Source organism: Rhodococcus sp. NPDC003382 (genome assembly GCF_053589135.1).
The window spans coordinates 209170-235414 of record NZ_JBSFRH010000001.1 but is presented as its reverse complement, the minus strand read 5'-3'; the positions used below and the strand labels follow the sequence as shown (position 1 = coordinate 235414).

Here is a 26245-nt window from a genome sequence, read left to right as displayed (position 1 = left end):
CGGGTGACGCGGCCGGTGTACTCGGACGCGTGCACCCTCCGGCGACACACCGGGCACTCGGTCACCACAACGTCATCTCCGGTTCAGCCCCGACGGCTGGCGCGAAGAGCTCTGCGACCGCGGTGTTCTCGTCGGCGGCGTGGATCGACATGCGTGCCTTCCGCGCTGCGATGCGGCGTTCCTCGGGCAGCGCTTCTGCCCAGGCCGTGATTTGCCGCCAGGTGAGGGTCACGGTGTGTTCGGGTGCGGTGATGCCGCGTTCTTCCATGTAGTCGCCGGGCTGGGTGATGGCGATGCCCCATGTGTAGGTTTTGCGCCAGAGGCCGGCGGCGTGCCATTCCGGGTCGGTTGGGGTTCCGCCGCCGCGGGTGTCGCGGATTTGTGGGCACCAGTAGTCGGGTGCGTCGGCGAGTCCGAGGATTTGGCGGGGATGGAGTTCGGCGAGGAGCCGGAGCTGATCGGGTGTCACCGGTCACCGTCCAGCACTGCACGTAGTTCGCGGGCAACCTCTCGCCTGGTGTCCAACTCCCACTGCTCGCTGCTGTCGTAGCCGACGTTCGGCACGTTCGCTAGGTCGTCGACGTACTCGCGCACCCGGGCGAGTGCAGCCTCGGCGCGGTCCCGCTCGAGCTCGGCGCGCACGGCCCGGCCGCGCTGCTCGTCGACAGCCTCGAACAAGACCTCAACCATGTCGCGCCCATCGAACCGGCAAGACTCTCCGAGGGGGAACGTCTCGTCGTGGGTTTCACACTGCGCGAAGTCGAACGGCGGGGTGTGCGTCATGACGCACGGCGCCGGGGCGAAGTGTTCGACGGCGAGTTCGACTGCGAGGTCGATGCACGCCGCTGTGTTGCCTCCGTCGCGCACGGGCGGTACGTGCATTCCGCGGCCGTGAGTGAGCGCTCGGGCGGGCCATGCGGCGCGGATCTTGTCGCGCAGTTCGGCGCGGCCTTCGGGTGTCGTCGGATCACTCACAGCTTGTCTCCAATCTTGCGTTCGAGGGTTGTGGCGATGTCGTCGTATACGCGGGCCTGGTAGACCGCATCGAGTTGCCGTACCTCGTCGGCCATCGCCCGCAGGAGCTGGGCGTAGTCGCGGATGCTGTCGATGACAGCGCGGAGTTCGTCGTTTTCGTGGATGGCGTGGTCGAGGGCGGTTTCGACGGTTTCGACGTGACTCACGACGCCTCCCCGGTGATCCATCGCCAGGTGTCGCCGATGAGCTGCCAGTGATTCGAGCCGGTCCTGATCTTCCGGGAGACGTCCCACTCGTAGCCGCACAGGCACAGGTGCTCCCGGCGGTGGCCGGTGTCTTTCACGCAGAGGCAGGCGTGGCCGGGTGTGTCGTCGTGGCGGGCTGGGCAGTAGTCGCTCACCGTGACTCCTCGGGGGTGTAGAGGACCGTGACGGGCATCGGAATGTCCGCGTTCGTCTCCGTGGTGCCGTTGACGTAGCGGACGGCCAGATCGAGCGGGAAGTCCCGCTTTTCGCCGACGAGCCCGTCCGGGCCGATGATCACCGTGCCGTCACGCATGTCGGCGAGCTCCTGCACGGTGGTGATTACGCGGGCCCTGCGGTAGCCGGCGGCGAGGAGCTCGTCGACGGTGTGAGCGCTGAGGAGGCGTCCCTCCCAGCCGCACGCGCATACAGATCCGACGCCATCAGTCCAGGACCGCATCGAGTGCGCCTTCATCGCAGCGAGAAGTTCGTCTCGGTCACTCATGGTCGCTCCACTCGTAGAGGGTTTGTGAGGCTCGGTCGATGGTCCAGGCGGCGACGGTGAGCCACCCGGCGATGCACAGGCCAGCGACACCGGCGATGCGCACGGCGGACTTCACTTCCCCTCCTGGTAGGTCAGGACGACACGAGCCCCGTCGACGTCGGTAAACCGCACGACATAGCCGTCCAGGCTCTCAGCGACCGTCGCCACAGTCCCCGTCTCGCGGAGACGATCGCAGCGCCGCCGCACTGCATCGGCGACCGCTCCGGACTTCACCACTGTCGATGAAGTTGTGCGCGTGACCGTCAGCCGGTGCGAACCGGAAGCTTCACCAGGCGGATCCGCAGCGGTCTCACTCGCCTGGGTGTGGTGCTTCCATTCGTGCGCCGGGTCCGCGCCCGGATCTCCTCCGGTGTACGCGCTGATGGGTTGGGTCACTGGGGATCTCCGATCGTGAGCCAGAGGGAGCCGGGGCGGCCCTTCTCTGCTGCGTGGATTACGGGCATGAGCTTCTGCATCAGCTCCGGCGTGTCGTCGGCGGTGAGCCCGTAGTCGACGAGACCGTCGCATGCTGCCTTGAGCACCGGCATGAGGTTGTCGGCGTCGCGCCGACGGTTGTCGCGCGGCCGGTAGTGCAGGCACACCGTGACGCGGCCGCGGCCGGTCGGCACCTTCGCCTGCCTGGCGAGCATGTGTGTGACCTCGCGGATCGACGCGGTGATCACGGCCTTCTTTCGCCAGTGCAGGCGGTCGTTCATCGACAGCGGAGGCTTCTCGTACGGCAGCTCGAGCACGATGTCGACGCTCACCAGACGACCCCCGCCGTCTTGCGCACCTCGGCACGCTCGGCAAGCACCAGGCGGCGAGCAGCCAGCAGCGCAGCGGCAGTCTCCTGCAGCTCGTCAGGCGACAGGATTTCCCCCGCCACCCAGACTTCCGGCCCTGCGACCGTCGCGAGCTGGAAGCCACCGGACGAGTCGGACCAGGTGACGCCGTGCTCATCCTCGAACGACGAAGCGGGAAGCTCGACCACCTCGTGCCGCTCGAGGATTGTGCGCGCGAGGTTCGCGGCGGTGTCGGCAACCAGCTCCGGCGCGCCGGGCATCAGCGCCGCGGCGATCAGCCCCTTCAGTTCAGATTGGTTCATTCCTTGCCTCCAAAGGGATGCCGGGGGCGGTGTGGTGCGCACATCTGGTGCGCCGGATCAGGACTCCGTCGGCACACCGCCACCCGGCAAGATCAGGTGTTCAGTCGTTCGGCACCGCGGCGAGCTTCGCGGCAGCCTGTGAACCCAGGTAGGTGATCAGATCGCCGAGCACACCCGGCCGGCCTTCGGCGTCGGTCGTCGGAGAACCGAGCATCCGATGCCCCTTCACCTCCGCGTACAGCGCGAGCAGACCAGCCTTGTTTCCCGTGAGATCCAGAGCGCGCTTGCGGAACTCGGCCGCCGTCGGTACCTGCACACCATCCGACAGCCAAGCGTCGATCTGGTGGGCAAGCTCCTCACCGGGCAGAGGGATGACCACGTTGGTGAGTGTGTGAATGCGGGACTTCGTCACTCGCATCGTGTTCTGCACATCCAACTCACCGATCAGGTCGAACTCGTACTCGATGCCGTCCCGCTGGATCGGCTTCAAACCGACCTTCTGCGGCTCCTTCTTGCCCTTCTCGTTCTCGACGATCACGTACTCCGTCTTCGTGCGGAGCGTGACGATCACGTGCCCAGGGAAGGAGATGATGGCGTCGATCATGCGACGCTCCTCAGGTCGCATGTCCTTCCATCCCGACGTGAACTTGTTGGCACCGGACTTACGGTCGACCTGCTCGAGCATCCCGTCCGCGCCCTCCCAGTAGTGCGAGAGCGAATCGATGATGACGACGCCGTACCCGCCGCCGGCCGCCAAGCCGAGCAGGTCCACCAGCGACCGTGGGCTGTACGAGTCCGGCTGAACGGTGTCGAACGCCCAGCCGTTGAGCCCGACGTACTTCGAGGCGGAACCTCGCTCGGTGTCGATCACCGCGACGCGATCCGACAGTGCGGTCGCGAGCGCAAGGGCGGTGTACGTCTTGCCGGAACCCGACGGACCGCAGAGGGCGATCCTGGCCTTGCTGGCCTCCTTGGTGGCGGGCGCGAAGCTGAGAGCGGTCACTGCGCACCACCTTCGAGTGCGAGCACCTCGCCGAGGTTCAACTCGCCGGCGGCGGCCATGCCACGCACCAGCTCCACGACGTTCTTCGCGGGCGTGAACCGCGGTGTCGGGGCCTTCGCGGGCGGCACCGACACCGAGACGCCCGGCAGGTCGAAGTAGTCCTCCGACCCGGCGGCCTTGTGCGCCTCGAGGACGTACGCCTCAAGCGAGGCGCGCCCCTGGTCGGTGAGCACCACACGCTCCTCGATCACGTCCGGCCCGAACGCCTCCACCAGCCACGGGAACACCTGCGCCTCATCGGTGATCGTCACGACCGGCTTCGGCTGCGTCGGCTTCGGCACCGTCGCGTACCCGAGCTCCTCCCCTGCCAGCGTGTACGCGTAGTTCGTGCCGCGGGTGACCTGCGATGCCAGCGCGGCCTTCTCGCGGTCCTCCGCCTCGGCCAGCAACTTCTTCGCAGCGGCGATCGCGGCAAGGTTGCGGACAGTTTTCTCGACGGCACTCATCGTGCGAAGTCCTTCAGCTCGGCGAGCCGGCCGAGTGCAAACTCGACAGCCTGCTCGTGGGTGGGAAACGAACCTGCCAGCGCCTCACGGTTGATGACGTTGCGGAAGGCGATCTGCACGGCCCACGGACGGCCCGGGGGCAGCGGCTGGGAGATGTGCTTGCCGTGACGGATACGCAGGTAGCAACCGCGGGTGCGGGCCGTCTCGACGATCTGCGCCCGGCTCATGGCAACGGCCATGTCAGTTCCTCTCGGTCGTTGTCGAGCAACAGCTCGAGGTGGTTGTCGGTGTCGGTGTCCTGCCTCGTGGTGCAGCCGGGCTCATGCCCGAACCCGGCTGCACCGCAGGTGCACTCACGACGCATTGCGTGCCTGCAGGTCGCGGTCGTAGCAGGGGCCGCACATGCCCTTGGCGCGGATGGCGACAGTCCCAGGCCACATGCCCGGGTCCTCGCCCTGGTTCCGCATCGGTTTCCCGCATTGCTCGCAGCGGCGCTGGCACTTCACCGGCCCAGCGGCAACCTCTGCGGTGATGACAGGCTCGATGAGGCCGAGCATCTCAAGGAGCCGGCGTGCATCCTCGACGCTGCGGGCGTTGGCGGCGACGGTGCGGCGTGCCGGTTCGATGACGTACTCCGGCATCGTGGTGTCACCGAACTGCGCAGACTCAAGGATGTGGACGCTCTGTCGCTTCGCCATCAGGCCACCGCCTTCGGGCAACCGTCGCAGATGCCGTCTGCCCAACCGCAGCACCGCGTGCCCACGGGCTCGAAGGCTGTGGTTCCGCAGCCGATCTCGTGCTGAGGGAATCCCGGGGCCGTGCCTGCGCAGGTGCAGGTGCGGCGCTCGCGGTTCGTCGACCGGACCGGACTGTCGATGAAGATGGTCACGACGCCACCTCCGCGGCGAAGATCAGAGCACCGACTGCGCCACCGAAGGTGATCGCCCAGGCCCACACGGCGAGACCGATACGCGCCGGGCCAGGAGGAGTGTCGTCGCCCTTGTCCTCGTCGACGATCTCGAGTTCCCCGTCGTGGACAGCGAACACCTGCGTGAAGGTCTCGTGCGCGATCGGAGCGGGCTCGATGCCGGCGGCCTTGAGTTCGGCGTCGGTGAGAGGCCGGGTGAGGATCGACATGTCAGGCCCCCTTCGCCATCTCGACCGGAGCCGACTCGACGAAACGATTGCGGGCGTTCAGCAATGCAGTCGCCAGCTCAGGGCCATCGGCGTTGATCGCATGCCAGGCGCGCCCGTCGGTGTCGATCCAGATGTCGACGTGCTCGCCCGTGAAGCGGCCGTCGACGAGCAAGCGCACCGACCAGCTGCCGTTGCAGGCGAATCGCTGGATGGAGAGAACTCCGAAGTTGGTGCTGCGGGCGCCCACTCGGTAGTGGTCGATCAGCTCGCCGATCTCGACTTCGAGATCGTCTGAGGTAAGGTTGTAAGGCATCCGATTTCCTTCCAGGGTTTCGATGTCAGGCCGTCCCGCCGCATACGGGGCGGCCTTTTCCTTTGCTGGGCGCTTGTCGGTCGAGGTGCTCATCGGAGCGACTTCGTACGGGCGGGTAGCCTGCCGCTGCGCCATGCGATGGCATCAGAGGGCAGGATCATCCAGCGGCACTTGCGCTTTCCGTTTGGTCCGTCCGCCTGATAGGCGGGCAGATCGCCGCGCTGGCAGGCCTTGAGGACGGTGTTGTACGAGGGCGAGGTGTGGGTGCCGGGCCCCTGCCAGCCGAGCATCCGCGCGGTGTCCTCGATCGACAGCGGGATCTCGCGGGTGAGAGTCGACGTCACGTACTGCTCCTTTCGGTTGAGTGGATCGGAAGCTATGCAGCAGTGTTGCGAACAACGGGCAACACTTGGGGCACAAAAAGAGAGCCTGCGGGCGCATCGAGAACCCTTTCGATCGCGCGAGCGGTATGCGGCAAGCAGGTGTTCCTATGCCCGGACATCAGGTGGCCGATGAGGGACCGGGAGCACCCAGCAGGCTTGTCGCCGCGCATGGCCTTCGCCTTCTTGAGCTCCTTGTCCGTTGCCGCCGCAAGGGAACGGACCGTGAATCCGCGGTGCTCGACGTACTGGCTGAACGCCTTCGAGCTGATGAGCTTCACCCAGAACCTCCCGTCTGTGTAGTGCTGCATTTCCCCTGCCTTTCGAAGTGTAGACGGTTTGTTGTGCGTTGTGTGCGACAGTACAACATGTAGACGGGGGTGTCTACAAGTCGGGAGTCTGTCGAGGCACAGAAGCTCCAGGTTGTTGTCCGTTGTGCCAGGTAATTTGTAGACACGTTGTCTACACAAGAAGTTGGGCAACACCGACAGCTACAGGCAGGGTTCGTAGACGTGACGAAGAAACGAGCGGGACTACCGCCCCAATGGGAAGAAGTGTTCGCCGGCCGCAGCATGCGAAAGGTCGCCGAATCCGCGGGGATCTACGCCGACCGCGTGAGCCGATTCGTGAAGGGCGAGGGCGTCGAAGAGGGCACCGCCGAACTGATCGCGGATGCACTCGGCATCACCGTCAAGAAGGCATGGGAGCTCCGCGGCGAACCTGTCCGCGAGCCCTTCAAGCTCCCCCAGAAGGCGCACCGACTGTCACGTAGTCAACGAGAAGCGATCCTCCGCGTCATCGACGGAATGCTTGAAGGGCGTGACGACCAAGACGACACCAGGGGTGGAGACTTGCCCGCCGAGGATCCAGGCCTGCGCCTTGTCGACGATGAGCCCGAGGACGCTGAGGGACCTGAAGACGTCGAGGAGCCCGAGGGCTACGAGCTGGCGGCACGCAAGGGCGAGACGCGGGAACGGAAGCGCCGGCGACTGGAAGGCGAACCGTGGGATCACCCCGACCCGGACGGACCGGAGGATGGCGCTTAATCACCGCCATCTCCCGTGTAGCAACCTGCTACAAGATCAGCGTGTTACGTGGAAGTTACTTCGAACAAGTGTTCTAATCCCTCCATGTCCCGCCGCAAGTGGAATCCATGGAGGCATCTGCACCAACACTTTCCGCACGTTGACGTCCACTTCGTCGACCGCCCCACCCACGGAAATCTCGGCCGTCTCACCCGAGGCGGCATCGAGATCGACAAGACCAGCTCGCAGACAGAACGGCGCTCCACCCTCACACACGAGATAAACCACCTCGAACGCGGACCCGTACCCCCGCACCCGTTCTTCGCGGCCCGCGAGGAACACGTCGTCGAGGAGCTCACCGCCCGCCGGATGATCCGCCTGCCCGAGCTCGTCGACGCGCTCATGTGGTGCCAGGGGCGCGCCGACGACGAGGCCGCCGAGGAGCTGTGGGTCGACCACGACATCCTCCTGACCCGAATACGCACCCTGACCGCCGGCGAACGGAAGTGGGTCGAACGCCAGATCGCTCGCCGGACCAACTGAATGATCACCCCTGGAAGGAAGACCATGCGTAGATACGCGCTCGCCACCACACTCGCTGGGGCGCTCACGCTTACAGCTTGCTCGTCCGATGCCGAGCCCACTGCCACTCCTGCCAGCACCACAGCCACCGCCGTTGCGTCCGAAGCGGCCAATCCCAGCACGACCTCCGAACGTCCATCAACGACAGCCGTCAATACTGACGTCGCCGAATACTGGCTGCGCGAGGAGCGCGAGGGCTACCTCGTAATGATCGTCGCCCAGGACTACACAGATCAGCAGCTGCGCAACGCCTTTCAAGAAGTGCGACGTCTGTACAAGAGTTCTGACGTGGGCGGATGGCACGTCCAGGTCGACTGTGGGGACAGCCAGAAAGCAGAGGGCGGCGCGCGCCAAGCCAACGGCAAATTCGCCCTGGACTCACTGGGAGCAGCCCGCACTGGATTAACCGTCGGCGGATATGAATTCGAACCACTTCCCAATCGCGCTTCGTGCTCGCCGGCGCCGATCGCAGCATCCTCCATCGACATGAGCAATTGCAGCGACTACGCCGGGACCCCGGTTCCGGAACTCGAAGCTGTCACCTCGACCTTCCCGTCGCGAGAACATGTCAAGTTCGTCACCACCCAGACCCTCGAATGGAAAGAGGATCCGAGCATGGTGTCGGCCATCTTCTACATCTGCGCGCCCGAGCTGGACGGCGACGAGTTCAAAGACTTCGCGACGGAACTGGCAACCGCACTCCGGGTCACGCCGTACGCAGAGGCGGTGGGATCGATGTCGGTCTGGAACTTCTACGGCAAAGAGACTCTGGGAAAGATCCGCGTCGACCGGTACCAGGATTACAAGTTCGACGGCACGGGAGATCCTGCTGCTGTTCGGAGCGCTTGGCGAGAGCAGCCCTAACCGATGGCCACCGTCAAGTCGTACAGCACCACGAAAGGCACCCGCTACAAGGTCCGGTACATGAAACCGGACGGCAGCCAAGGCAGCAAGTCCGGATTCACCAACGCCGAGGCCGCCCGAGACTTCGCCTCCCGCATCGAAGTCCGCAAAGCCGACGGCGAGTACGTCGACCCCAGGGACGGACGCACTCTCGTCGCCGAGCTCGCGCCAGCCTGGCTTGCCGCCAAGAAGTCACGCCTCAAGCCATCGGCATATGTCGGCCTCGATTCCGCCTGGCGCACACACGTCGAACCGCGGTGGGGAAACAAGCCGATCGCATCCATCGAGATCAGCGACGTCGAAGAGTGGATCGCCGACCTGGTCACCGAGATCCGCGACCCCAACGACCCCGACGTCGTCATCAAGAAGGCAGCCTCGGCCACCACCACGATCCGCGCCCACGCCGTGCTCGCCGGCATCCTCGACCGCGCAGTGCGGGACCGGAAGCTGGTGACGAACAAGGCCCGGAAGATCGAGAACCTGCCGCGCAAGCGCCCCAAGCGGAAGATCTATCTCACCCACGAACAGGTGGCGAAAATGGCGGGTGCCGCCGGGGACAAGTCGGCGTTGGTGCTGACGCTGGCGTACTGCGGCCTGAGGTGGGGTGAGGCGATCGGACTTCGCGTCTGCGACCTCGACTTGCTGCGGCGCCGGCTGATCGTCTCCCGCAACGCGGTGGAGGTCGGGGCGAATGTGATGGTCGGGACGACGAAGTCGATGAAGGAACGGTCGATCCCAGTACCGAGGTTCCTCGTCGAGGACCTGGCGGCGCTGTGTGAGGGGAAGGACCGCCACGATCTCGTGTTCCCGGGAACCGACGGCGGGTTCATGCGGCGGCCGCGGCAACGGTCGTGGTTCCGGACCGCCGCGAAGGCCGCCGGGGTTCCCGAGCTGACCCCACACGATCTACGTCACACAGCGGCATCGCTCGCGGTGTCGGCCGGTGCTCACGTCAAGGCGGTGCAGCGGATGCTCGGGCACGCGTCCGCGGCCATGACACTCGACGTGTATGCCGACTTGTTCGACGATGATCTCGACCTCGTGGCGGACGCGTTGGACCGTGCGCGACGGGGTGCGATCTCGGCTTGACTGTCCGAAAACTGTCCGCCGCCATTTGAGCGGTTCTGTCTGGAAGTAGAAAAATCGCCCCTCACCTGCGTAAACAGGCAAGGGGCAAAGGTGGGCGCGGAGGGTTTCGAACCCCCGACCGCTGGTGTGTAAAACCAGAGCTCTACCACTGAGCTACACGCCCCGACCTCCGGCGGAGTTCCGCCGGAGTCGACTCAGGACTCTAGCGCGGCGAGCGCCCTGGCCCAAGCTCCCTGGTCACGGGGCTCGCCGGGCTGGTTCTCCTCGGCGAAACGCACGATGCCGGCCTTGTCGATGACGAAGGTGCCGCGGTTCGCGAAGCCGAGCTTCTCGTTGAACACGCCGTATGCCTGCGCGACCTCACCGTGCGGCCAGAAGTCGGACAGCAGCGGGAACGTGTAGCCCTGCTCGGCGGACCAGATCTTGTGGGTGGGCGACGCACCGACCGAGACCGCGAGGATCGCGGTGTTGTCGTTCTCGAAGGTGGGCAGGTCGTCGCGCACCGCGCACAGCTCGCCCTGGCACACACCGGTGAACGCGAGCGGGTAGAACACCAGCAGCACGTTCTTCTTGCCGCGGAAGCTCGACAGCGACACTTCCTGGTTGTTCTGGTCCTTCAGGGTGAAATCGGGCGCCTCGGCGCCCACCTCGATAGCCATCGGGCAGTTCGATCCTTCGCTGTAGTGGAACTACTGGAGAGCGGAACTCAGCGTCGATGTGAGCGGAGCTCAGCGTCGATGTGAGCGGAGCTCAGCGTCGATGTGAGCGGAGCTCAGCGTCGATGTGAGCAGAGCTCAGCGCTTCTGGCGGGCGGCCTTCGGCTGCACCAGCCGGCTGCCGGTCCAGTCGCCGAGGTTGGTGGCCGACGTCTGGGTGAGACCTGCGGTGGTCGCCGACTCGGCGATCTCGCTGGGCTCGACGTGGTCGGGGCGGCCGGTCTTCGGCGTCAGCACCCAGACGACCCCGTCGTCCGACAGCGGGCCGATCACGTCCATCAGGGTGTCGACGAGATCACCGTCGCTTTCCCGCCACCACAACAGGACCACGTCGACGACCTCGTCGGAGTCCTCGTCGAGCAGTTCGGAACCGGTGATGTCCTCGATGGCGACGCGGATCTCGTCGTCCACGTCCTCGTCCCAGCCGAGTTCCTGAACCACGTGGTCGTGGGTGATACCGAGCTTCTGAACGTAGTTCTTGGCGTCCGCCGCGGCGACCACGGTGGTTCCCTCCTTCTGGGTTGCCGGCGCCCGGTTGCCCGGAACGCCGGTGTGACGACGATTGCATCGATTGGTCAAAGCGAACATCGTTCGACCGCTCAGCGCAAGCCGAATCGCAACGAAAGACCTGAGTTTCTTTCCCCACGCTACTCCGCACGGACACCGCCCGTCCGGTTCGGGTGATTCGCCCTTCTCGTCCGCCCTGGGAGGAATAGGCCTACCGGCCGCTGCCCCGCGCGCTCGAATGGGGGAAGATGAGGGGTGCATCATGTTCAGATGTCGATGAGTCGGCTCCCACAAGAGCCGATCAACGGAGTGGGCGCCACACCTGCGCGCCCCACCACGATGAGGAGCAGACGTTGACAGACCTGATCCACGGACCTCAATCCCTAGACGGCGCCGACACACCGGGTGCCAAGGGATCGGGGCCCTCGCCGAGTTCGACAGGGCCGGCCACCGAGAGCCGCGTTCGCGTCATTCGCGAGGGTGTGGCCTCCTACCTCCCGGATATCGATCCGGCCGAGACCGCCGAGTGGCTCGAATCGTTCGACGGCATGCTCGACGCCGCCGGCCCCAGCCGCGCCCGCTACCTGATGCTGCGCATGCTCGAGCGCGCCGGTGAGCGCCACGTATCGATCCCCGCGCTGACCTCCACCGACTACGTCAACACCATTCCCACCGAGAGCGAACCGTGGTTCCCCGGTGACGAAGAAGTCGAGCGCCGTTTCCGCGCATACATCCGCTGGAACGCCGCGATCATGGTCACCCGCGCGCAGCGGCCGGGCATCGGCGTCGGCGGTCACATCTCCACCTACGCGTCCTCCGCCGCGCTCTACGAGGTCGGTTTCAACCACTTCTTCCGCGGCAAGGACCATCCGGGCGGCGGCGACCAGGTGTTCATCCAGGGCCACGCCTCCCCCGGCATCTACGCCCGCGCCTTCCTCGAGGGCCGCATCTCCACGGAGCGGATGGACGGATTCCGCCAGGAACACAGCCACGCGTCGCTGGGCGGCGGCCTGCCGTCGTACCCGCACCCGCGGCTGTTCCCGGAGTTCTGGGAGTTCCCGACGGTGTCGATGGGCCTCGGCCCGATGAACGCGATCTACCAGGCGCGGTTCAACCACTACCTGCACGACCGCGGTATCAAGGACACCTCCGACCAGCACGTGTGGGCGTTCCTCGGCGACGGCGAGATGGACGAGCCGGAATCGCGCGGCCTCGCGCACGTCGCCGCGACCGAGGGCCTGGACAACCTGACCTTCGTCGTCAACTGCAACCTGCAGCGCCTGGACGGCCCGGTGCGCGGCAACGGCAAGATCATCCAGGAGCTGGAGTCGTTCTTCCGCGGCGCCGGCTGGAACGTCATCAAGGTCGTGTGGGGTCGCGAGTGGGACGCACTGCTCCACGCCGACAAGGACGGCGCGCTGGTCAACCTGATGAACGTCACCCCGGACGGCGACTACCAGACGTACAAGGCCAACGACGGCGCCTTCGTCCGTGAGCACTTCTTCGGCCGCGACCCGCGCACGAAGGAGCTGGTCAAGGACCTGACGGACCAGGAGATCTGGAACCTCAAGCGCGGCGGCCACGACTACCGCAAGATCTACGCCGCCTACAAGATGGCGATGGAGCACAAGGGTCAGCCGACGGTGATCCTCGCGCACACCATCAAGGGCTACACCCTCGGCAAGCACTTCGAGGGCCGCAACGCCACGCACCAGATGAAGAAGCTGACGCTCGAGGACCTCAAGTACTTCCGGGACCTGCAGCGCATCCCGATCTCGGACGCCGAACTCGAGGCGAACCCGAAGATGCCGCCGTACTACCACCCCGGCTTCGAGTCCCCCGAGATCCAGTACATGCTGGACCGGCGCCGTCAGCTGGGCGGGTTCCTGCCCGAGCGCCGCACCACCGCGGCACCGCTGAAGCTACCCGAGGCCAAGACCTACGACGTGGTGCGCAAGGGCTCGGGCAAGCAGCAGGTCGCCACCACCATGGCGCTCGTGCGCGTGCTCAAGGAACTGTTGCGCGACAAGGAGATCGGTCCGCGCATCGTGCCGATCATCCCCGACGAGGCCCGCACGTTCGGTATGGACTCGTGGTTCCCGTCGCTGAAGATCTACAACCGCAACGGCCAGCTGTACACGTCGGTGGATGCCGAACTCATGCTCGCCTACAAGGAGAGCGCGGTCGGCCAGATCCTGCACGAGGGCATCAACGAGGCCGGCTCGACCGCCTCGTTCACCGCGGTGGGCACGTCGTACGCCACCCACGGCGAACCGATGATCCCGGTGTACATCTTCTACTCGATGTTCGGGTTCCAGCGCACCGGCGACGGCCTCTGGGCCGCGGCCGACCAGATGGCCCGCGGCTTCGTGCTCGGCGCGACCGCCGGCCGGACGACGCTGACCGGTGAGGGTCTGCAGCACGCCGACGGCCACTCGCTGCTGCTCGCGTCCACCAACCCGGCGGCGGTCACCTACGATCCGGCGTTCTCCTACGAGATCGCCCACATCGTGCGCGACGGTCTGCGCCGCATGTACGGCGGAACCCCCGGCGTCGACGGGTTCGGCGGCGAGGACGTCTTCTACTACATCACCCTCTACAACGAGCCGTACGTACAGCCGGCCGAGCCCGCGAACCTCGACGTCGACGGGCTGCTCAAGGGCATGTACCTGTACCGGACCGGTGCGGCGTCCGGCCCGAAGGCGCAGATCCTCGCGTCGGGTGTGATCATGCCGGAGGCGCTGCGCGCCCAGGAGATGCTCGCCGAGGAGTGGGGCGTGTCCGCGGACGTGTGGTCGGTGACGTCGTGGGGCGAGCTGCGTCGCGACGGCATCGAGTGCGACCGCAAGGCGCTGCTCGATCCGGGCGCGGAGGCTCCGGTCCCCTACGTCGCGCGGGTGCTGTCCGACGCGGCCGGCCCGTTCGTCGCGGTGTCCGACTGGATGCGCGCGGTTCCGGACCAGATCCGGCAGTGGGTGCCCGGTGACTACACGGTGCTCGGCGCCGACGGCTTCGGATTCTCCGACACCCGTCCCGCCGCGCGCCGCGTGTTCAACATCGACGCCGAATCGACCGTCGTCGCGGTGCTCGCCGCGCTCGGCCGCGAGGGTGCCGTCGATCGGGCCCGGGCCGTCGAGGCCGCCGCGAAGTACAGGATCGACGACGTCACGGCCGCGCCGGAGCAGACGTCGGATCCGGGCGTGGCCTGATCCGGCCCGTCCTGCAACGGGCGATCGGCCGCGGGCGTAGTTTCGTCGCATGGTCGAGGATTCCGCGTCACCGCGGTTGACACGTGCACCGGGCGCTCCCACGGGGCGCCCGGTGCCGCCCGCGCGTCCGGAACGCGCCCCGTTGCCCGACGCGCTGCTGCGGCGCGTCAAGCAGTTCTCCGGCCGGCTCTCCACCGAGGCCGTGCACGTGATGCAGGAACAGCTGCCGTTCTTCGCCGACCTCGACGCCTCGCAGCGGGCGACGGTGCAGCTGGTCATCCAGTCGTCGGTCGTCGATTTCATCGAGTGGGTGCGCGACCCGGAGAGCGACATCCGGTTCAGCACCGACGCCTACCAGGTGATCCCGCAGGACCTGGCGCGGCGGCTGACGTTGCGGCAGACCGTCGACATGGTGCGGGCCGCGATGGAGTTCTTCGAGCAGTGGCTGCCGGCGCTCGCCCGCAACGAGCAGCAGCTCGTGGCCCTGACCGAGGCGATCCTGCGGTACGGCCGCGAGCTGGGGTTCGCGGCCGCGTCGGTGTACGCGAGCGCCGCCGAATCGCGCGGCGCGTGGGACACCCGGCTCGAGGCGCTGGTCGTCGACGCCGTGGTGCGCGGCGACACCGGTGCGGACATGCAGTCGCGCGCGGCGACCCTGAACTGGGACGCGACCGCCCCCGCGACGGTGATCGTGGGAACTCCCCCGCCGGACGAGAACGTGTCGGTGGTGACGACGGTGCACACCATCGCGCAGCAGCACGGTCGCGCGGCCCTGGCGGTCGTGCAGGGTGAGCGGCTCGTGATGGTGGTCAGCGGGATCCTGCACGGCACGCCGGAGGCGGCGGCGTTCCGTGACGAATTGATGCGCGCGTTCTCGGACGACGCGGTCGTCATCGGTCCGACCACCCCGACGCTGGGATCGGCGCACGTCTCGGCGGTCGAGGCGATGGCCGCGATGGAGGCGGTGGCGGGATGGCCCGGCGCTCCACGCCCGGTGCACGCGGCGGAGTTGCTGCCCGAGCGTGCCCTGCTGGGCGACGCGGCGGCGATCGAGGCGCTCGAGGACTACATCGTCGGGCCCCTGGCTGCGGCCGGTCCGGCGCTGTCGAACACGCTCGACGCATATCTCGACAGTGGGGGTGCTGTCGAGACCTGCGCACGAAAGCTGTTTGTTCATCCAAATACTGTCCGGTATCGGTTGAAGCGAATCACAGAAGTGACCGGCCGGGACCCCACGAATCCCCGTGATGCATACGTTCTCCGAATCGCCGCAACAGTGGGTCGTTTGGCTCGAAGCCATAACAAACTCCGAACTCAGTCACCACCGGTCACACGATTCACATTTCGCGATTCGGGCACGTAACACACACAGCCGGTCGATCGATAGTCAGGGTCGACATGGGCTTTTGTGGAAACCCTACAAATCCCTGCTCGAGACTTCATTCCAGCCGACATCTCGAGGAGGCCTTCGCAGGGTGTTCCCTGATCTTCGTGATTTCGCTGCTCGCCCCCGGTCAGGGCTCCCAGACACCCGGCATGCTCGCCCCTTGGTTGGAGCAGCCCGGCGCCCGCGATCGCATCCAGGTCTGGTCGAAGGCGGCCGGGCTCGACCTCGAACGTCTCGGCACCACCGCCACCGCCGAGGAGATCACCGACACGGCGGTCACCCAGCCCCTCGTCGTCGCCACGGCGCTGCTCGCCTTCGAGGAACTCGACGCCCGCGGCCTCATCCCGGCCGACGTGGTCGTCGCAGGGCACTCGGTCGGTGAACTCGCTGCGGCCGCGATCGCCGGCGTCATCACCGCCGACGAAGCCGTCTCGCTCGCCGCGATCCGCGGCGCCGAAATGGCCCAGGCCTGCGCCGTCGAGCCGACCGGCATGTCCGCGGTCCTCGGTGGCGCGGAGGACGAGGTCCTCGCCCGGCTCGCCGAGCTGGACCTGGCCCCGGCCAACGTGAACGCCGCCGGACAGATCGTCGCCGCCGGCCGCATCTCGGCGCTCGAGGAACTGGCCGCGAACCCGCCCGAGAAGGCACGGATCCGGCAGCTGCCGGTCGCCGGCGCCTTCCACACCCGATTCATGGCGCCCGCCCAGGAGGCGGTCGCCGACGCCGCGGCGAAGATCGCTCCCAGCGAACCGACCCGCACCCTGCTGTCCAACTTCGACGGCACACCCGTTGCGTCCGGAGCGGACGCACTCTCCAAGCTGGCCGCACAGGTGACCCGGCCTGTGCGGTGGGACCTGTGCACCGCGCATCTGCGCACCGCCCAGGTCTCGGCCGTCGTGGAACTCCCCCCGGCGGGCACCCTGGTGGGTATTGCCAAGCGCGAGATGCGCGGCACCCCCACCCTGGCGCTCAAGTCCGCGGACGATTTCACGGCACTGGCCGAATTGCCCGGACTCGGTTAGTTTGCTGCGCGCGCATCGCGCAGCAACACGGGTACGCCCGATCCGGGCACCCGGGCCCGGCCGGAAACATCCGGCCGGAAGTTCAGACCCCATCACTGAAACACACGAAGGGAGCCACGACGTGGCCACCAGCCAGGAAGAAATCATCGCCGGTCTCGCGGAGATCATCGAAGAGGTCACCGGTATTGAGCCCTCCGAGGTGACCATCGAGAAGTCCTTCGTCGACGATCTCGACATCGACTCCCTCTCCATGGTCGAGATCGCCGTCCAGACCGAGGACAAGTACGGCGTCAAGGTTCCGGACGAGGACCTCGCGAACCTCCGCACCGTGGGTGACATCGTCGCCTACATCCAGAAGCTCGAGGCCGAGGGCGTTCAGATCTCGAACGACAACGAGTGAGCCCGACCGTGACTTCCGCCTCTCCTACGTTGCGCAACGTCGTCGTCACCAGCCTTGCGGCCACGACGTCGATCGCCGGTGATGTGGATGCCACGTGGAAGGGACTCCTCGCCGGGGAAAGCGGCATCGGCACACTCACCGGCGGATTCGTCGAAGAGTTCGACCTCCCGGTCCGCATCGGCGGAACCCTGAAGGTCAGCCCCGACGAAGGACTCTCCCGCGTCGAGATCCGCCGCATGAGCTACGTCGAGCGGCTCGCGCTGACCCTCGCGCGCACGGTGTGGACGAACGCCGGCAGCCCGGAGGTCGACCACGAGCGGCTCGGTGTCGTCATCGGTACCGGTCTCGGCGGTGGGGAAACCCTCATCGACGCCGTCGACAAGCTGCGCGCAGGCGGATACCGCAAGGTGTCGCCGTTCGCGGTGCAGATGGTCATGCCGAACGGCCCGTCGGCCACCGTCGGTCTCGAACTCGGCGCCCGCGCCGGGGTCATCACGCCGGTCTCGGCGTGCTCGTCGGGCTCCGAAGCGATCGCCCACGCGTACCGGATGATCGCGCTCGGTGACGCCGACATCATCGTCACGGGTGGTGTCGAGGGTCAGCTCGATGCGGTTGCCACCGCCAGCTTCGCCATGATGCGCGCGCTGAGCACCCGCAACGACGACCCGAAGGGTGCGTCCCGCCCCTTCGACAAGGACCGCGACGGTTTCGTCTTCGGCGAGGCGGGCGCAATGCTCGTCCTCGAATCGGAGGAACACGCCAAGGCCCGCGGCGCGACGATCCACGCCCGCGTCCTCGGCGCAGGAATCACCTCGGACGGGTACCACATCGTGGCCCCCGATCCCGAGGGAACGGGTGCTGCCCGTGCCATGACCCGGGCGATCCAGACCGCCGGACTCACCAAGTCCGACATCGCCCATGTCAACGCACACGCAACGGCCACCCCGATCGGTGACATCGCCGAAGCGAAGGCCATCGGTGCGGCCGTGGGCAAGCACGCCGCGATCTACGCACCGAAATCCGCGCTCGGACATTCGATCGGCGCGGTCGGTGCCCTCGAGGCGGTACTGACGGTCCTGAGCCTGCGGGACGGAGTCATTCCGCCCACGCTCAACCTCGAGAATCAGGATCCAGAAATCGATCTCGACGTGGTCAAGGGCGAACCGCGCTACGGCAACTTCGATTTCGCGCTGAACAACTCGTTCGGATTCGGTGGGCACAACGTGGCGCTCGCGTTCGGCCGGGCCTGACCCGTCCGACGCCCGCTCGATGTTCGTGGTGGAAGTCCCATCCCCTTCGGCACCTCCACCACGAACACCCCACCACCCCGCCTTCCCGAGGAGCACCGATGACCATCCTGGATCCTGCCGACACTCGGACCACCGCGGTGGACCCTCGAGACCCGCTCGCGCGGCTCGAGAATCTGTTCGACGCCGGCACCACCGAAACGCTGCATCCGCGTGACAAGTCGGGCGTCCTCGCCGCGATCGGCTACATCGACGGCATCCGCACCGTCGCCTACTGCTCCGACGCCACCGTCATGGGTGGCGCCATGGGTGTCGAGGGCTGCAAGCACATCGTCGCCGCGATCGACACCGCCATCGAACGCGACCTGCCCGTCGTCGGCCTCTGGCACTCCGGGGGCGCTCGCCTCGCCGAGGGTGTCGAGGCCCTGCACGCCGTCGGCCTCGTGTTCGAGGCCATGGTCCGCGCGTCCGGCCGGGTCCCCCAGATCTCCGTCGTCCTCGGTTTCGCCGCCGGGGGCGCCGCCTACGGCCCCGCCCTCACCGACATCGTCATCATGGCGCCGGAGGCACGCGTCTTCGTGACCGGACCCGACGTGGTGCGCAGCGTCACCGGTGAACAGGTCGACATGGAATCGCTCGGTGGTCCGGACACGCACACCAAGAAGTCCGGTGTCGCGCACATCGCCGCCGAGGACGAAGAGGACGCGCTCCACCGCGCGCGGCGCCTGGTGTCGATGCTCGCCGATCAGGCTGAGTTCGACATCGAGCTCGCCGCTCGGGGCGACACCGACCTGCGGGCGCTGCTCCCCGAATCCCCGCGGCGCGCCTACGACGTGCGGCCGATCGTCCACGAACTCCTCGACAACGTCGAGGGTGAATCGAGTTTCGAAGAGCTGCAAGTCAACTGGGCACGCAGCATCGTCACCGGATTCGGCCGCCTCGGCGGTCGTACGGTCGGGGTCATCGCCAACAACCCGCTACGGCTCGGCGGATGTCTCAACTCGGAGAGCGCCGAGAAGGCCGCGCGGTTCGTGCGCATGTGCAATGCGTTCGGTGTGCCCCTCGTCGTCGTCGTCGATGTCCCCGGCTACCTGCCGGGTGTCGGCCAGGAATGGGAGGGCGTCGTGCGCCGCGGCGCGAAGCTGCTGCACGCCTTCGCCGAAGCACGCGTGCCCCGGGTGACGCTGGTGACCCGGAAGATCTACGGCGGCGCGTACATCGCGATGAACTCGCGTGCGCTCGGCGCGACCGCCGTGTTCGCGTGGCCCGAGGCCGAGGTCGCCGTGATGGGCGCCAAGGCCGCCGTCGGCATCCTCCACAAGCGCGCTCTCGCTGCCGCGCCGGACGAGGAGCGCGAAGCGCTGCACGACCGTCTCGCCGCCGAACACGAGGCGATCGCCGGTGGTGTCGGGCGGGCCATGTCCATCGGCGTCGTCGACGAACTGATCGATCCCGCCACCACCCGCAGCACCCTCACCGCGGCGCTCGCCGCCGCGGCTCCGGCGCGCGGGGAACACAAGAACATTCCCCTGTAGGACGCAGACACGACCGAAGCCCTTCCGGATCCGCGATCCGGAAGGGCTTCGGCGTATTCGTCTCGGGGAGGTTCGATCCTCGGAACCGTAGCGGGTCAGCCCACGTTGCGGCGCAGCCAGGTGACCTCGGCGCCGTCGCCGCCGCTGCGGTACGGCTCGAGCACTTCGTCCCACGCGGTCCCGAGGGCCCGATGCAGTTCGGCGGCCAGGTTGCCCGACGCCAGGAGGGCACGCAGACGGCCCTCACCGACTACCACATCCCCGTTGGCCGAGGTGTTGCCGCGCCACAATCCGAGGCCTGGAGCGTAGCTGTAGCGCTCGCCGTCGACACCTTCGCTGGGATCCTCGGTGACTTCGAAACGCAGCATCTGCCACACCCGCAGGGCGTCGACGATCCTCGCGGCGGTGCCCACCGGGCCGGTCCAGTTGACGGTGGTGCGCAGCAGGCCCGGATCCGCGGGCTGGCCGATCCACGTCGGATCGGGCCGGCTGTCGAGGGTGGCAGCCAGCGCCCACTCGATATGTGGACACACAGCAGCGGGCGAGGAGTGGATGTAGACCACTCCTGTTGTCGCATCCGCGAACTGGTTCGACGCGCGCATACACACCTCCGTGTTCGACGAGAACGTCTTCCCCAACGCCCGTCGTCCACGGCGGTCGCACCCGGCGACACTCGAAACAGTTTGCCCCTGTGACCGATGTTTCGCTAGCGAACCGGAGAGGTTTCTGTGATCTCACCCAAAACAGCGTCGGAAAACGCGGGCCACAGGGGTTTCGCCCAGTCTCCGAAGGCGCGGTTCGTCAGTACGACGGACGCGATGCCCGGTTCGGGATCGACCCAGAGGAACGTGCCGGACTGCCCGAAATGTCCGAAAGTGCGAGGCGAGTTGGCCGATCCGGTCCAATGCGGGCTCTTGTGCCCCCTGATCTCGAATCCGAGGCCCCAATCGTTGGGCTTGTGCATGCCGTAACCGGGCACGAGACCGTCGAGCCCGGGGAATTGGACGGAGGTCGCGGCCGCGAACGTCTCCTCCGAGATCAGTGTGGGGGCGAGCAGTTCGGCGGCGAACAGGGACAGGTCGGCGACCGACGAGTGACCGCCGTGCCCCGCGGGCCCGGGCAGCGTGGATTCGCGCATGCCCAGCGGTTCGAACACGGCCTCGGTCAGGTAGTCCGGAAACGCGATTCCGGTCTCGTCGGCGATCAGATCGGCGAGCACCTCGAATCCGGCGCTCGAGTAGATGCGCTTGCGGCCGGGTTCGGCCTGGACCTTCTGCTCCCCGAATGCGAGACCGGAGGCGTGGGCCAGCAGATGACGGACCGTGGATCCGGGAGGGCCCGCCGGCTGGTCGAGTTCGATCGCCCCTTCCTCGACGGCGACGAGCACCGCGTACGCAACGAGCGGCTTGGTGACCGACGCCAGCGGATACACCTCGGCGGTCTCACCGACGGTGCCGACCACGCCGCCGCGGGTCAGAACTGCGGCGGCGGCGTGGTCGACCGGCCATTGGGAAACGAGCTCCAGAGTGCGCACCGGTCCAGACTAGAAGACCGGCGCGAGTCCGGTTGTCACCAGTCTGCTTCGGTGTAGCGGATGACGCCGCGGATGTTCTTTCCGTCGAGCATGTCCTGGTAGCCCTCGTTGATCTCCTCGAGGCTGTAGGTGCGGGTGACCATGTCCGCGAGGTTGAGCTGCCCGGACTTGTAGAGATCCAGCAGGTTCGGGATGTCGACGCGAACGTTGCAGCCGCCGAAGATGTTGCCCTTGAGCTCCTTCTGCAGCATCGCGAACAGGAACGAGTTCAGCTTGACGTCCATGTCGGACATGAAGCCCATCGCGGTGACGACGCACCGACCACCCTTGGCCGTGATGGTCAGCGCGGGGTCGACCAGCTCGCCCTTCATCTCACCGACGGTGATGATCGTCTTCTGGCACATCTTGCCCCAGGTGATCTCCATGATCGGGACGATGGCTTCTTCGATGGAGGCGTAGGCGTGCGTGGCACCGAACTTCAGGGCCCGCTCCCGCTTCCACGGCACCGGATCGATGGCGAAGACGTGGCGGGCACCCGACGCGACCGCACCCTGCAGCGCGCTCATGCCGACACCACCGATGCCGATGACCGCGATCGAGTCGCCGGGCTCGACGTCGGCGATGTGGGTGGCCGAACCCCAACCGGTGGGCACGCCGCAACCGACCAGCGCGGCCAGCTCGAACGGGATGTCCTTGTCGATCTTGACGACCTGGGTCTGGTTGACGGTCATGTAGGGCGAGAACGTACCGAGCAGGCACATGGGGATGACGTTCTCCCCGCGGGCCTGGATGCGGTAGGTGCCGTCGGAGATCGCCTGGCCGCTGAGCAGGCCGGCGCCGAGGTCGCACAGGTTGGAGTGCCCGGTCGCACACGACGGGCACCGCCCACACGACGGAATGAACGAGAGCACGACGTGGTCGCCGACCTCGAGTCCGACGACGCCCTCACCCACCTTGGTGATGACACCGGAACCCTCGTGTCCACCCATCGCAGGGTAGCTGGGCATCGGCGTGGCACCGGTGACGATGTGATGGTCGGAGTGGCACATGCCAGCCGCTTCCATGCGGATCTGCACTTCGCCCGCAACGGGATCGCCGAGCTCGATCTCCTCGACCGACCACGGCTCGTTGATCCCCCAGAGCAGCGCACCCTTGGTCTTCATCTGACATCACCCTCCATCACATTCGAACTTCCGCACGTGACGATAACCACATTCGGCTGGAATTGGAACAGGTTCTCACTGAACGGTCGCGAGGTGTCGAAGGCCATCACCACCGGGTCGAGTCGCATCGGATAGCGTGGATCCACTCGCGATGCCTCGCGCAGCCCAGGCGGTGGAGGAACCCGTGACAGAATTTCCGGAGATCACCTTCCACGGTGCCGCCCGGACCGTGACCGGTTCGTGCATGGAAGTCACCTTCGACAGCCGACGGATCCTCGTCGACTGCGGTCTGTTCCAGGGCTCCCGGAGCCTCGAGAGACTCAACCTCGCGGAGTTCCCGTTCGATCCGGATTCGGTCGACGCCGTCATCCTCACGCACGCCCACATCGACCACTGCGGGCTCCTACCGAAACTGGTGGCCAAAGGTTTCGCAGGCCCGATCCATTGCACGGCCGCAACCGCCGACCTGCTCGAGTTCATGCTCGCCGACGCCGGCCGCATCCAGGAATTCGAGGCCGAACGCCGGAACCGGCGACGAGACCGCGCCGGCCACAAGCCGTTCGCACCGATATACACCGAGGCCGACGCGCTCGAAGCCTGGCGCCACACCCGGCCGGTGCCGCTCGACCAGTGGTTCGAACCGGTTCCCGGATTCCGCGCCCGCCTGTGGAACGCAGGCCACATCCTGGGTTCGGCGTCCGTCGAGCTCGAGGTGGGCGGTGTGCGGATGCTCTTCTCGGGGGATCTCGGGCCCGAACACAAAGCGTTCCAGGCCGATCCGGAGGGACCGTCACATCTGGACTACGTGGTGTGCGAGTCGACGTACGGAGGTCGGACACGACCGCGGTGCACCATCGCGGAACGCCGGGCGGTACTCGAGGACGAGATCAATCGTGCCCTCGGCCGCGGTGGCAATCTGGTGATTCCCTCGTTCGCTCTCGAACGGACCCAGGAACTGCTCCTCGACATCGCCCACCTCGTCGACGAGAACCGCATCGCCCAGGTACCGGTGTTCGTCGATTCACCGCTGGCGATTCGTGCCACCGACGTCTTCGCCCGGTACGCCGGGGAACTCGAGGATCTCGACGGCCGAAACATCTTCCGCCACCCCGCTTTCGAGTACACGCAGGATGCCGAGGAGTCGATGCGCATCGACACCTTCTCGAGTGCGATCATCATCGCCGCGTCCGGCATGTGCGAGGCGGGACGGATCCGCCACCATCTCCGCAACAATCTCTGTCGCCACGACTCGACGGTGCTGTTCGTCGGCTACCAGGCGCAGGGCTCGCTCGGCCGCATCATCCTGGACGGCGCCGAGCGCGTGCGCATCTCCGGGTCCGACGTCGACGTGCGGGCACAGATCCGGCGTATCGACACCTACTCCGCGCACGCCGACCACGACGAGTTGATCGAGTGGCTGCGTGACCGCACACCCGTCTCCGGAGCGGTGTTCCTCGACCACGGCGAACCCGATGGGCTCGCAGCTCTCGCCGGCGCCGCACAGGAACTCGATCCGACACTCACCGTGGTCGCCCCGGACCTCGGAGCGCGGTACCGCCTGCACGCCGGCGGACCGGCCGAACCGCTCGGCACCGCCGAGCCGCGCGCGGACATGACCGGCCGGGACTGGCAGAACGAATACGCCGCCTTCGCCGTGGATCTGCGCGAGAAGTTGTTGCGGATCGAGGACCGTCGCGCGAGGGAACAAGCGATCGCCGACATGAACGCCGTGCTCGAGAGCTACTACACCTCCGGAGCGCGGCCGAAGCGCGTGGCCGAGTCGCGACTCCGTGACGATCAGCCGCGACACAAGCGGCGCAAGCGGGCCCCGCGGCGGCGCCGCATGCGCTACTGATTCCTCGAGTCTCCTCCTCTCGAGTCCCGCGACCGACCGGCCGTCATCCCCGGCCGTCATCCCCGGCCGACGACTCCTCCGACTGGCGCGACCGTGTGAATACAGCGCTCTCGTTGTAGAGAACGTCATTTCCGTCTAACGTGAGCAGCATGCCGGAATGCGACGACAAGCGGTCGCGACGGCACCGGACAACGGAGGACGTGCTCATGACAACGAAGGCGCTCGCGCCCGACGTTTCGACCTGGCCTGCGGAGGATCCGCAGCTCATCGGCAGCCGTTGCGACGACTGCTCCGCGACGACGTGGCCGCGGCAGCCGCGTTGCCCGCGCTGCAGCGGCGCGAACATCTCGGATCTGCTGCTCCCCCGGCGCGGCACGCTGGTGGCCTGGACGACGCAGGGATTCGTCCCGAAGCAGCCCTACGCGGGCAACGAAACCGCGGCCACCTTCAAGCCGTTCGTCTTCGGACTGATCCAGCTCGGCGATGTCGTGCGCGTCGAGGCGCGAGTGACCGAGACCGACCCGGCCAAGCTGCAGCCCGGCATGGAGCTCGAGCTCACGTTCGTTCCGTTCTACACCGACGAGGACGGAACCGAGATCGTCACGTGGGCGTTCGCGCCGATCTGATCCGTACACACCTGATCGAGGAGTCCCTGAAACTATGAACGACGTTGCCATCATCGGTGTGGGCCTTCACCCGTTCGGCAGATTCGGCACCAAGTCGGCCATCGAGATGGCGGCCGACGCAATCCAACTCGCACTCGAGGATTCGGGTGTCGCGTGGAAGGACATCCAGTTCGGCATCGGCGGCAGCTACGAGGTCGACAACACCGACTCGGTGACGCGGCTGGTGGGCCTGACCGGCATCCCCTTCACCAACGTATTCAACGCCTGCGCCACGTCGGCCAGCGCGATCGAGCAGACCGCCGACGGTATCCGCTCCGGCAAGTACGACATCGGCATCGCCGTCGGCACCGACAAGCATCCGCGCGGCGCGTTCACCGCCGATCCCGCGATGCTCGGCCTGCCCGCCTGGTATGCCGAGAACGGCCAGTTCGTCACCACCAAGTTCTTCGGCATGAAGGCCAACCGGTACTGCATCGACCACAACATCTCGCACGAGACGCTGGCCCGGGTCGCGGCGAAGAACTACCGCAACGGTGGCCTCAATCCGAAGGCCTTCCGCCGCACCGAGTTCAGCCTCGAGGAGATTCTCGAGTCGCCGATGCTGAACTACCCGCTGACCGCCAAGATGTTCTGCGCTCCCGACGAGGGTGCAGCTGCGGTCATCATGTGCCGCGGCGACCTGGTCTCGAAGTACACCTCGAACAAGCCGGTGTTCCTGCGCTCCACCGCCATTCGCACCCGCACGTACGGTGCCTACGAAGTGCACGCGACCTGGGCCGCTCTCGAGGAGGACGTCTCCCCGACCGTGTACGCGGCGAAGGCTGCGTACGAGGCCGCCGGCATCGGCCCCGAGGACGTCGACGTCGCGCAGCTCCAGGACACCGATGCCGGCGCCGAGGTCATCCACATGGCCGAGACGGGACTGTGCGCGGACGGTGACCAGGAGAAGCTGCTCGCCGAGGGTGCCACCGAGATCGGCGGGTCGATGCCCGTGAACACCGACGGAGGTCTCATCGCCAACGGCGAACCGATCGGTGCGTCCGGTATCCGCCAGGTCCACGAGCTCGTGCTGCAGTTGCGAGGACAGGCCGGCGACCGTCAGGTGCCGAACAACCCGCGGGTCGGCCTCGCGCAGGTCTACGGCGCGCCGGGAACGGCGGCGGCGTCGATCCTGTCCCTCTGAGCCACACGCCGGCCACGGTTCCCGGGTTCCCGTCTCGTTCGAGATGGAGAACCCGGG

At 66.9% G+C, this 26245-nt stretch carries 34 protein-coding genes and 1 tRNA gene; 13 read left to right on the top strand and 22 right to left on the bottom strand.

The features are described from left to right. Nucleotides 1-61 precede the first annotated feature (61 nt). The 16 genes from ACWDUD_RS01195 to ACWDUD_RS01120 form a co-directional block, all read right to left on the bottom strand. Complete coding sequence (locus ACWDUD_RS01195; RefSeq protein ID WP_197257775.1) at nucleotides 62-469, bottom strand: hypothetical protein; 408 nt, start codon at nucleotides 467-469, stop codon at nucleotides 62-64. Beyond that, nucleotides 466-975, bottom strand: coding sequence for a hypothetical protein (locus ACWDUD_RS01190; RefSeq protein ID WP_197257777.1), 510 nt, complete (start codon nucleotides 973-975; stop codon nucleotides 466-468). The genes ACWDUD_RS01195 and ACWDUD_RS01190 overlap by 4 nt, the downstream gene beginning before the upstream one ends. Next, entirely contained in the window at nucleotides 972-1181 is a 210-nt protein-coding gene (locus ACWDUD_RS01185) for a hypothetical protein (protein WP_197257779.1), read from the bottom strand. Before ACWDUD_RS01185 ends, ACWDUD_RS01190 begins: the two co-directional genes overlap by 4 nt. Next, on the bottom strand, nucleotides 1178-1375 hold the full coding sequence (locus tag ACWDUD_RS01180) for a hypothetical protein (protein WP_197257781.1): 198 nt from the start codon (nucleotides 1373-1375) through the stop codon (nucleotides 1178-1180). Before ACWDUD_RS01180 ends, ACWDUD_RS01185 begins: the two co-directional genes overlap by 4 nt. Beyond that, nucleotides 1372-1722: a hypothetical protein gene (locus ACWDUD_RS01175; RefSeq protein ID WP_197257784.1), complete on the bottom strand. Its 351-nt coding sequence runs from the start codon at nucleotides 1720-1722 to the stop codon at nucleotides 1372-1374. Before ACWDUD_RS01175 ends, ACWDUD_RS01180 begins: the two co-directional genes overlap by 4 nt. Next, nucleotides 1715-1837: a hypothetical protein gene (locus ACWDUD_RS01170; RefSeq protein WP_269437725.1), complete on the bottom strand. Its 123-nt coding sequence runs from the start codon at nucleotides 1835-1837 to the stop codon at nucleotides 1715-1717. Before ACWDUD_RS01170 ends, ACWDUD_RS01175 begins: the two co-directional genes overlap by 8 nt. 316 nt (nucleotides 1838-2153) lie before the next feature. Continuing rightward, nucleotides 2154-2528, bottom strand: a complete 375-nt coding sequence (locus ACWDUD_RS01165; protein ID WP_307846662.1) for a RusA family crossover junction endodeoxyribonuclease — start codon at nucleotides 2526-2528, stop codon at nucleotides 2154-2156. After that, entirely contained in the window at nucleotides 2525-2866 is a 342-nt protein-coding gene (locus ACWDUD_RS01160; RefSeq protein ID WP_197257786.1) for a hypothetical protein, read from the bottom strand. Before ACWDUD_RS01160 ends, ACWDUD_RS01165 begins: the two co-directional genes overlap by 4 nt. 100 nt (nucleotides 2867-2966) lie before the next feature. Next, nucleotides 2967-3869 carry an ATP-binding protein gene (locus ACWDUD_RS01155; RefSeq protein ID WP_197257788.1) on the bottom strand — a complete coding sequence of 301 codons (903 nt, stop codon included), beginning with the start codon at nucleotides 3867-3869 and terminating at the stop codon, nucleotides 2967-2969. Beyond that, nucleotides 3866-4375, bottom strand: coding sequence for a hypothetical protein (locus tag ACWDUD_RS01150; RefSeq protein ID WP_197257790.1), 510 nt, complete (start codon nucleotides 4373-4375; stop codon nucleotides 3866-3868). Before ACWDUD_RS01150 ends, ACWDUD_RS01155 begins: the two co-directional genes overlap by 4 nt. Further along, the gene (locus ACWDUD_RS01145; RefSeq protein WP_197257792.1) at nucleotides 4372-4614 is read right to left on the bottom strand and encodes a hypothetical protein; all 243 of its coding nucleotides are present in this window, start codon (nucleotides 4612-4614) and stop codon (nucleotides 4372-4374) included. The genes ACWDUD_RS01150 and ACWDUD_RS01145 overlap by 4 nt, the downstream gene beginning before the upstream one ends. 114 nt (nucleotides 4615-4728) lie before the next feature. After that, nucleotides 4729-5073, bottom strand: a complete 345-nt coding sequence (locus tag ACWDUD_RS01140) for a hypothetical protein (RefSeq protein WP_450108094.1) — start codon at nucleotides 5071-5073, stop codon at nucleotides 4729-4731. Nucleotides 5074-5260: 187 nt separating this feature from the next. Further along, nucleotides 5261-5512: a hypothetical protein gene (locus ACWDUD_RS01135; protein WP_197257796.1), complete on the bottom strand. Its 252-nt coding sequence runs from the start codon at nucleotides 5510-5512 to the stop codon at nucleotides 5261-5263. 1 nt (nucleotide 5513) lies between these two features. Further along, nucleotides 5514-5918: a hypothetical protein gene (locus ACWDUD_RS01130; protein WP_450108093.1), complete on the bottom strand. Its 405-nt coding sequence runs from the start codon at nucleotides 5916-5918 to the stop codon at nucleotides 5514-5516. Next, complete coding sequence (locus ACWDUD_RS01125; protein WP_197257800.1) at nucleotides 5915-6169, bottom strand: hypothetical protein; 255 nt, start codon at nucleotides 6167-6169, stop codon at nucleotides 5915-5917. The genes ACWDUD_RS01130 and ACWDUD_RS01125 overlap by 4 nt, the downstream gene beginning before the upstream one ends. 32 nt (nucleotides 6170-6201) lie before the next feature. Beyond that, nucleotides 6202-6486, bottom strand: a complete 285-nt coding sequence (locus ACWDUD_RS01120; protein WP_197257802.1) for a hypothetical protein — start codon at nucleotides 6484-6486, stop codon at nucleotides 6202-6204. A 231-nt stretch (nucleotides 6487-6717) separates the two neighbouring features. Here ACWDUD_RS01120 and ACWDUD_RS01115 point away from each other — a divergent pair, with 231 nt between their 5' ends. From ACWDUD_RS01115 to ACWDUD_RS01100, 4 genes are all read left to right on the top strand, one after another. Continuing rightward, the gene (locus tag ACWDUD_RS01115; RefSeq protein WP_450108092.1) at nucleotides 6718-7251 is read left to right on the top strand and encodes a hypothetical protein; all 534 of its coding nucleotides are present in this window, start codon (nucleotides 6718-6720) and stop codon (nucleotides 7249-7251) included. 84 nt (nucleotides 7252-7335) lie between these two features. Continuing rightward, entirely contained in the window at nucleotides 7336-7773 is a 438-nt protein-coding gene (locus tag ACWDUD_RS01110; RefSeq protein ID WP_197257805.1) for a hypothetical protein, read from the top strand. A gap of 24 nt (nucleotides 7774-7797) precedes the next feature. Then, on the top strand, nucleotides 7798-8676 hold the full coding sequence (locus ACWDUD_RS01105; protein ID WP_450108091.1) for a hypothetical protein: 879 nt from the start codon (nucleotides 7798-7800) through the stop codon (nucleotides 8674-8676). A 3-nt stretch (nucleotides 8677-8679) separates the two neighbouring features. After that, nucleotides 8680-9804: a tyrosine-type recombinase/integrase gene (locus tag ACWDUD_RS01100; RefSeq protein ID WP_197257809.1), complete on the top strand. Its 1125-nt coding sequence runs from the start codon at nucleotides 8680-8682 to the stop codon at nucleotides 9802-9804. A gap of 91 nt (nucleotides 9805-9895) precedes the next feature. Here ACWDUD_RS01100 and ACWDUD_RS01095 read toward each other — a convergent pair. The 3 genes from ACWDUD_RS01095 to ACWDUD_RS01085 form a co-directional block, all read right to left on the bottom strand. Further along, a tRNA-Val gene (locus ACWDUD_RS01095) sits at nucleotides 9896-9967 on the bottom strand. Nucleotides 9968-9998: 31 nt separating this feature from the next. After that, complete coding sequence (locus tag ACWDUD_RS01090; protein WP_197257811.1) at nucleotides 9999-10463, bottom strand: peroxiredoxin; 465 nt, start codon at nucleotides 10461-10463, stop codon at nucleotides 9999-10001. Between the two features lie 135 nt (nucleotides 10464-10598). Continuing rightward, nucleotides 10599-11021 carry a DUF3052 domain-containing protein gene (locus ACWDUD_RS01085; RefSeq protein WP_450108090.1) on the bottom strand — a complete coding sequence of 141 codons (423 nt, stop codon included), beginning with the start codon at nucleotides 11019-11021 and terminating at the stop codon, nucleotides 10599-10601. Between the two features lie 359 nt (nucleotides 11022-11380). Between ACWDUD_RS01085 and aceE the strand changes: the two genes are divergently transcribed. From aceE to ACWDUD_RS01055, 6 genes are all read left to right on the top strand, one after another. Further along, on the top strand, nucleotides 11381-14236 hold the full coding sequence (gene aceE, locus ACWDUD_RS01080) for a pyruvate dehydrogenase (acetyl-transferring), homodimeric type (protein WP_450108089.1): 2856 nt from the start codon (nucleotides 11381-11383) through the stop codon (nucleotides 14234-14236). 49 nt (nucleotides 14237-14285) lie between these two features. Continuing rightward, on the top strand, nucleotides 14286-15599 hold the full coding sequence (locus ACWDUD_RS01075; RefSeq protein ID WP_197257817.1) for a PucR family transcriptional regulator: 1314 nt from the start codon (nucleotides 14286-14288) through the stop codon (nucleotides 15597-15599). Between the two features lie 128 nt (nucleotides 15600-15727). Further along, nucleotides 15728-16645, top strand: coding sequence for an ACP S-malonyltransferase (locus ACWDUD_RS01070; protein ID WP_450108088.1), 918 nt, complete (start codon nucleotides 15728-15730; stop codon nucleotides 16643-16645). Nucleotides 16646-16766: 121 nt separating this feature from the next. Continuing rightward, nucleotides 16767-17045, top strand: a complete 279-nt coding sequence (gene acpM / locus ACWDUD_RS01065) for a meromycolate extension acyl carrier protein AcpM (RefSeq protein WP_068162700.1) — start codon at nucleotides 16767-16769, stop codon at nucleotides 17043-17045. An 8-nt stretch (nucleotides 17046-17053) separates the two neighbouring features. Further along, nucleotides 17054-18295, top strand: a complete 1242-nt coding sequence (locus ACWDUD_RS01060; RefSeq protein ID WP_197257819.1) for a KasA/KasB family beta-ketoacyl-ACP synthase — start codon at nucleotides 17054-17056, stop codon at nucleotides 18293-18295. Between the two features lie 98 nt (nucleotides 18296-18393). Further along, entirely contained in the window at nucleotides 18394-19827 is a 1434-nt protein-coding gene (locus tag ACWDUD_RS01055) for an acyl-CoA carboxylase subunit beta (RefSeq protein ID WP_450108087.1), read from the top strand. Nucleotides 19828-19922: 95 nt separating this feature from the next. Here the strand turns inward: ACWDUD_RS01055 and ACWDUD_RS01050 are convergent, their stop codons facing one another. The 3 genes from ACWDUD_RS01050 to ACWDUD_RS01040 all read right to left on the bottom strand — a co-directional run bounded on the left by ACWDUD_RS01050 (nucleotide 19923) and on the right by ACWDUD_RS01040 (nucleotide 22524). Next, nucleotides 19923-20429, bottom strand: a complete 507-nt coding sequence (locus ACWDUD_RS01050) for a DUF3145 domain-containing protein (protein WP_197257821.1) — start codon at nucleotides 20427-20429, stop codon at nucleotides 19923-19925. A 104-nt stretch (nucleotides 20430-20533) separates the two neighbouring features. Then, a complete protein-coding gene (locus tag ACWDUD_RS01045) occupies nucleotides 20534-21361 on the bottom strand; it encodes a serine hydrolase domain-containing protein (protein ID WP_248675872.1) in 828 nt (275 codons plus the stop codon). A gap of 35 nt (nucleotides 21362-21396) precedes the next feature. Next, the gene (locus tag ACWDUD_RS01040) at nucleotides 21397-22524 is read right to left on the bottom strand and encodes an NDMA-dependent alcohol dehydrogenase (protein WP_450108086.1); all 1128 of its coding nucleotides are present in this window, start codon (nucleotides 22522-22524) and stop codon (nucleotides 21397-21399) included. 184 nt (nucleotides 22525-22708) lie between these two features. Between ACWDUD_RS01040 and ACWDUD_RS01035 the strand changes: the two genes are divergently transcribed. The 3 genes from ACWDUD_RS01035 to ACWDUD_RS01025 all read left to right on the top strand — a co-directional run bounded on the left by ACWDUD_RS01035 (nucleotide 22709) and on the right by ACWDUD_RS01025 (nucleotide 26188). Beyond that, nucleotides 22709-24379 carry an MBL fold metallo-hydrolase gene (locus ACWDUD_RS01035; protein ID WP_248675874.1) on the top strand — a complete coding sequence of 557 codons (1671 nt, stop codon included), beginning with the start codon at nucleotides 22709-22711 and terminating at the stop codon, nucleotides 24377-24379. 206 nt (nucleotides 24380-24585) lie between these two features. Beyond that, nucleotides 24586-25005, top strand: coding sequence for a Zn-ribbon domain-containing OB-fold protein (locus tag ACWDUD_RS01030; protein ID WP_197257832.1), 420 nt, complete (start codon nucleotides 24586-24588; stop codon nucleotides 25003-25005). 34 nt (nucleotides 25006-25039) lie between these two features. Further along, nucleotides 25040-26188, top strand: a complete 1149-nt coding sequence (locus tag ACWDUD_RS01025) for a thiolase family protein (protein ID WP_197257834.1) — start codon at nucleotides 25040-25042, stop codon at nucleotides 26186-26188. The last annotated feature ends 57 nt before the right edge of the window (nucleotides 26189-26245 follow it).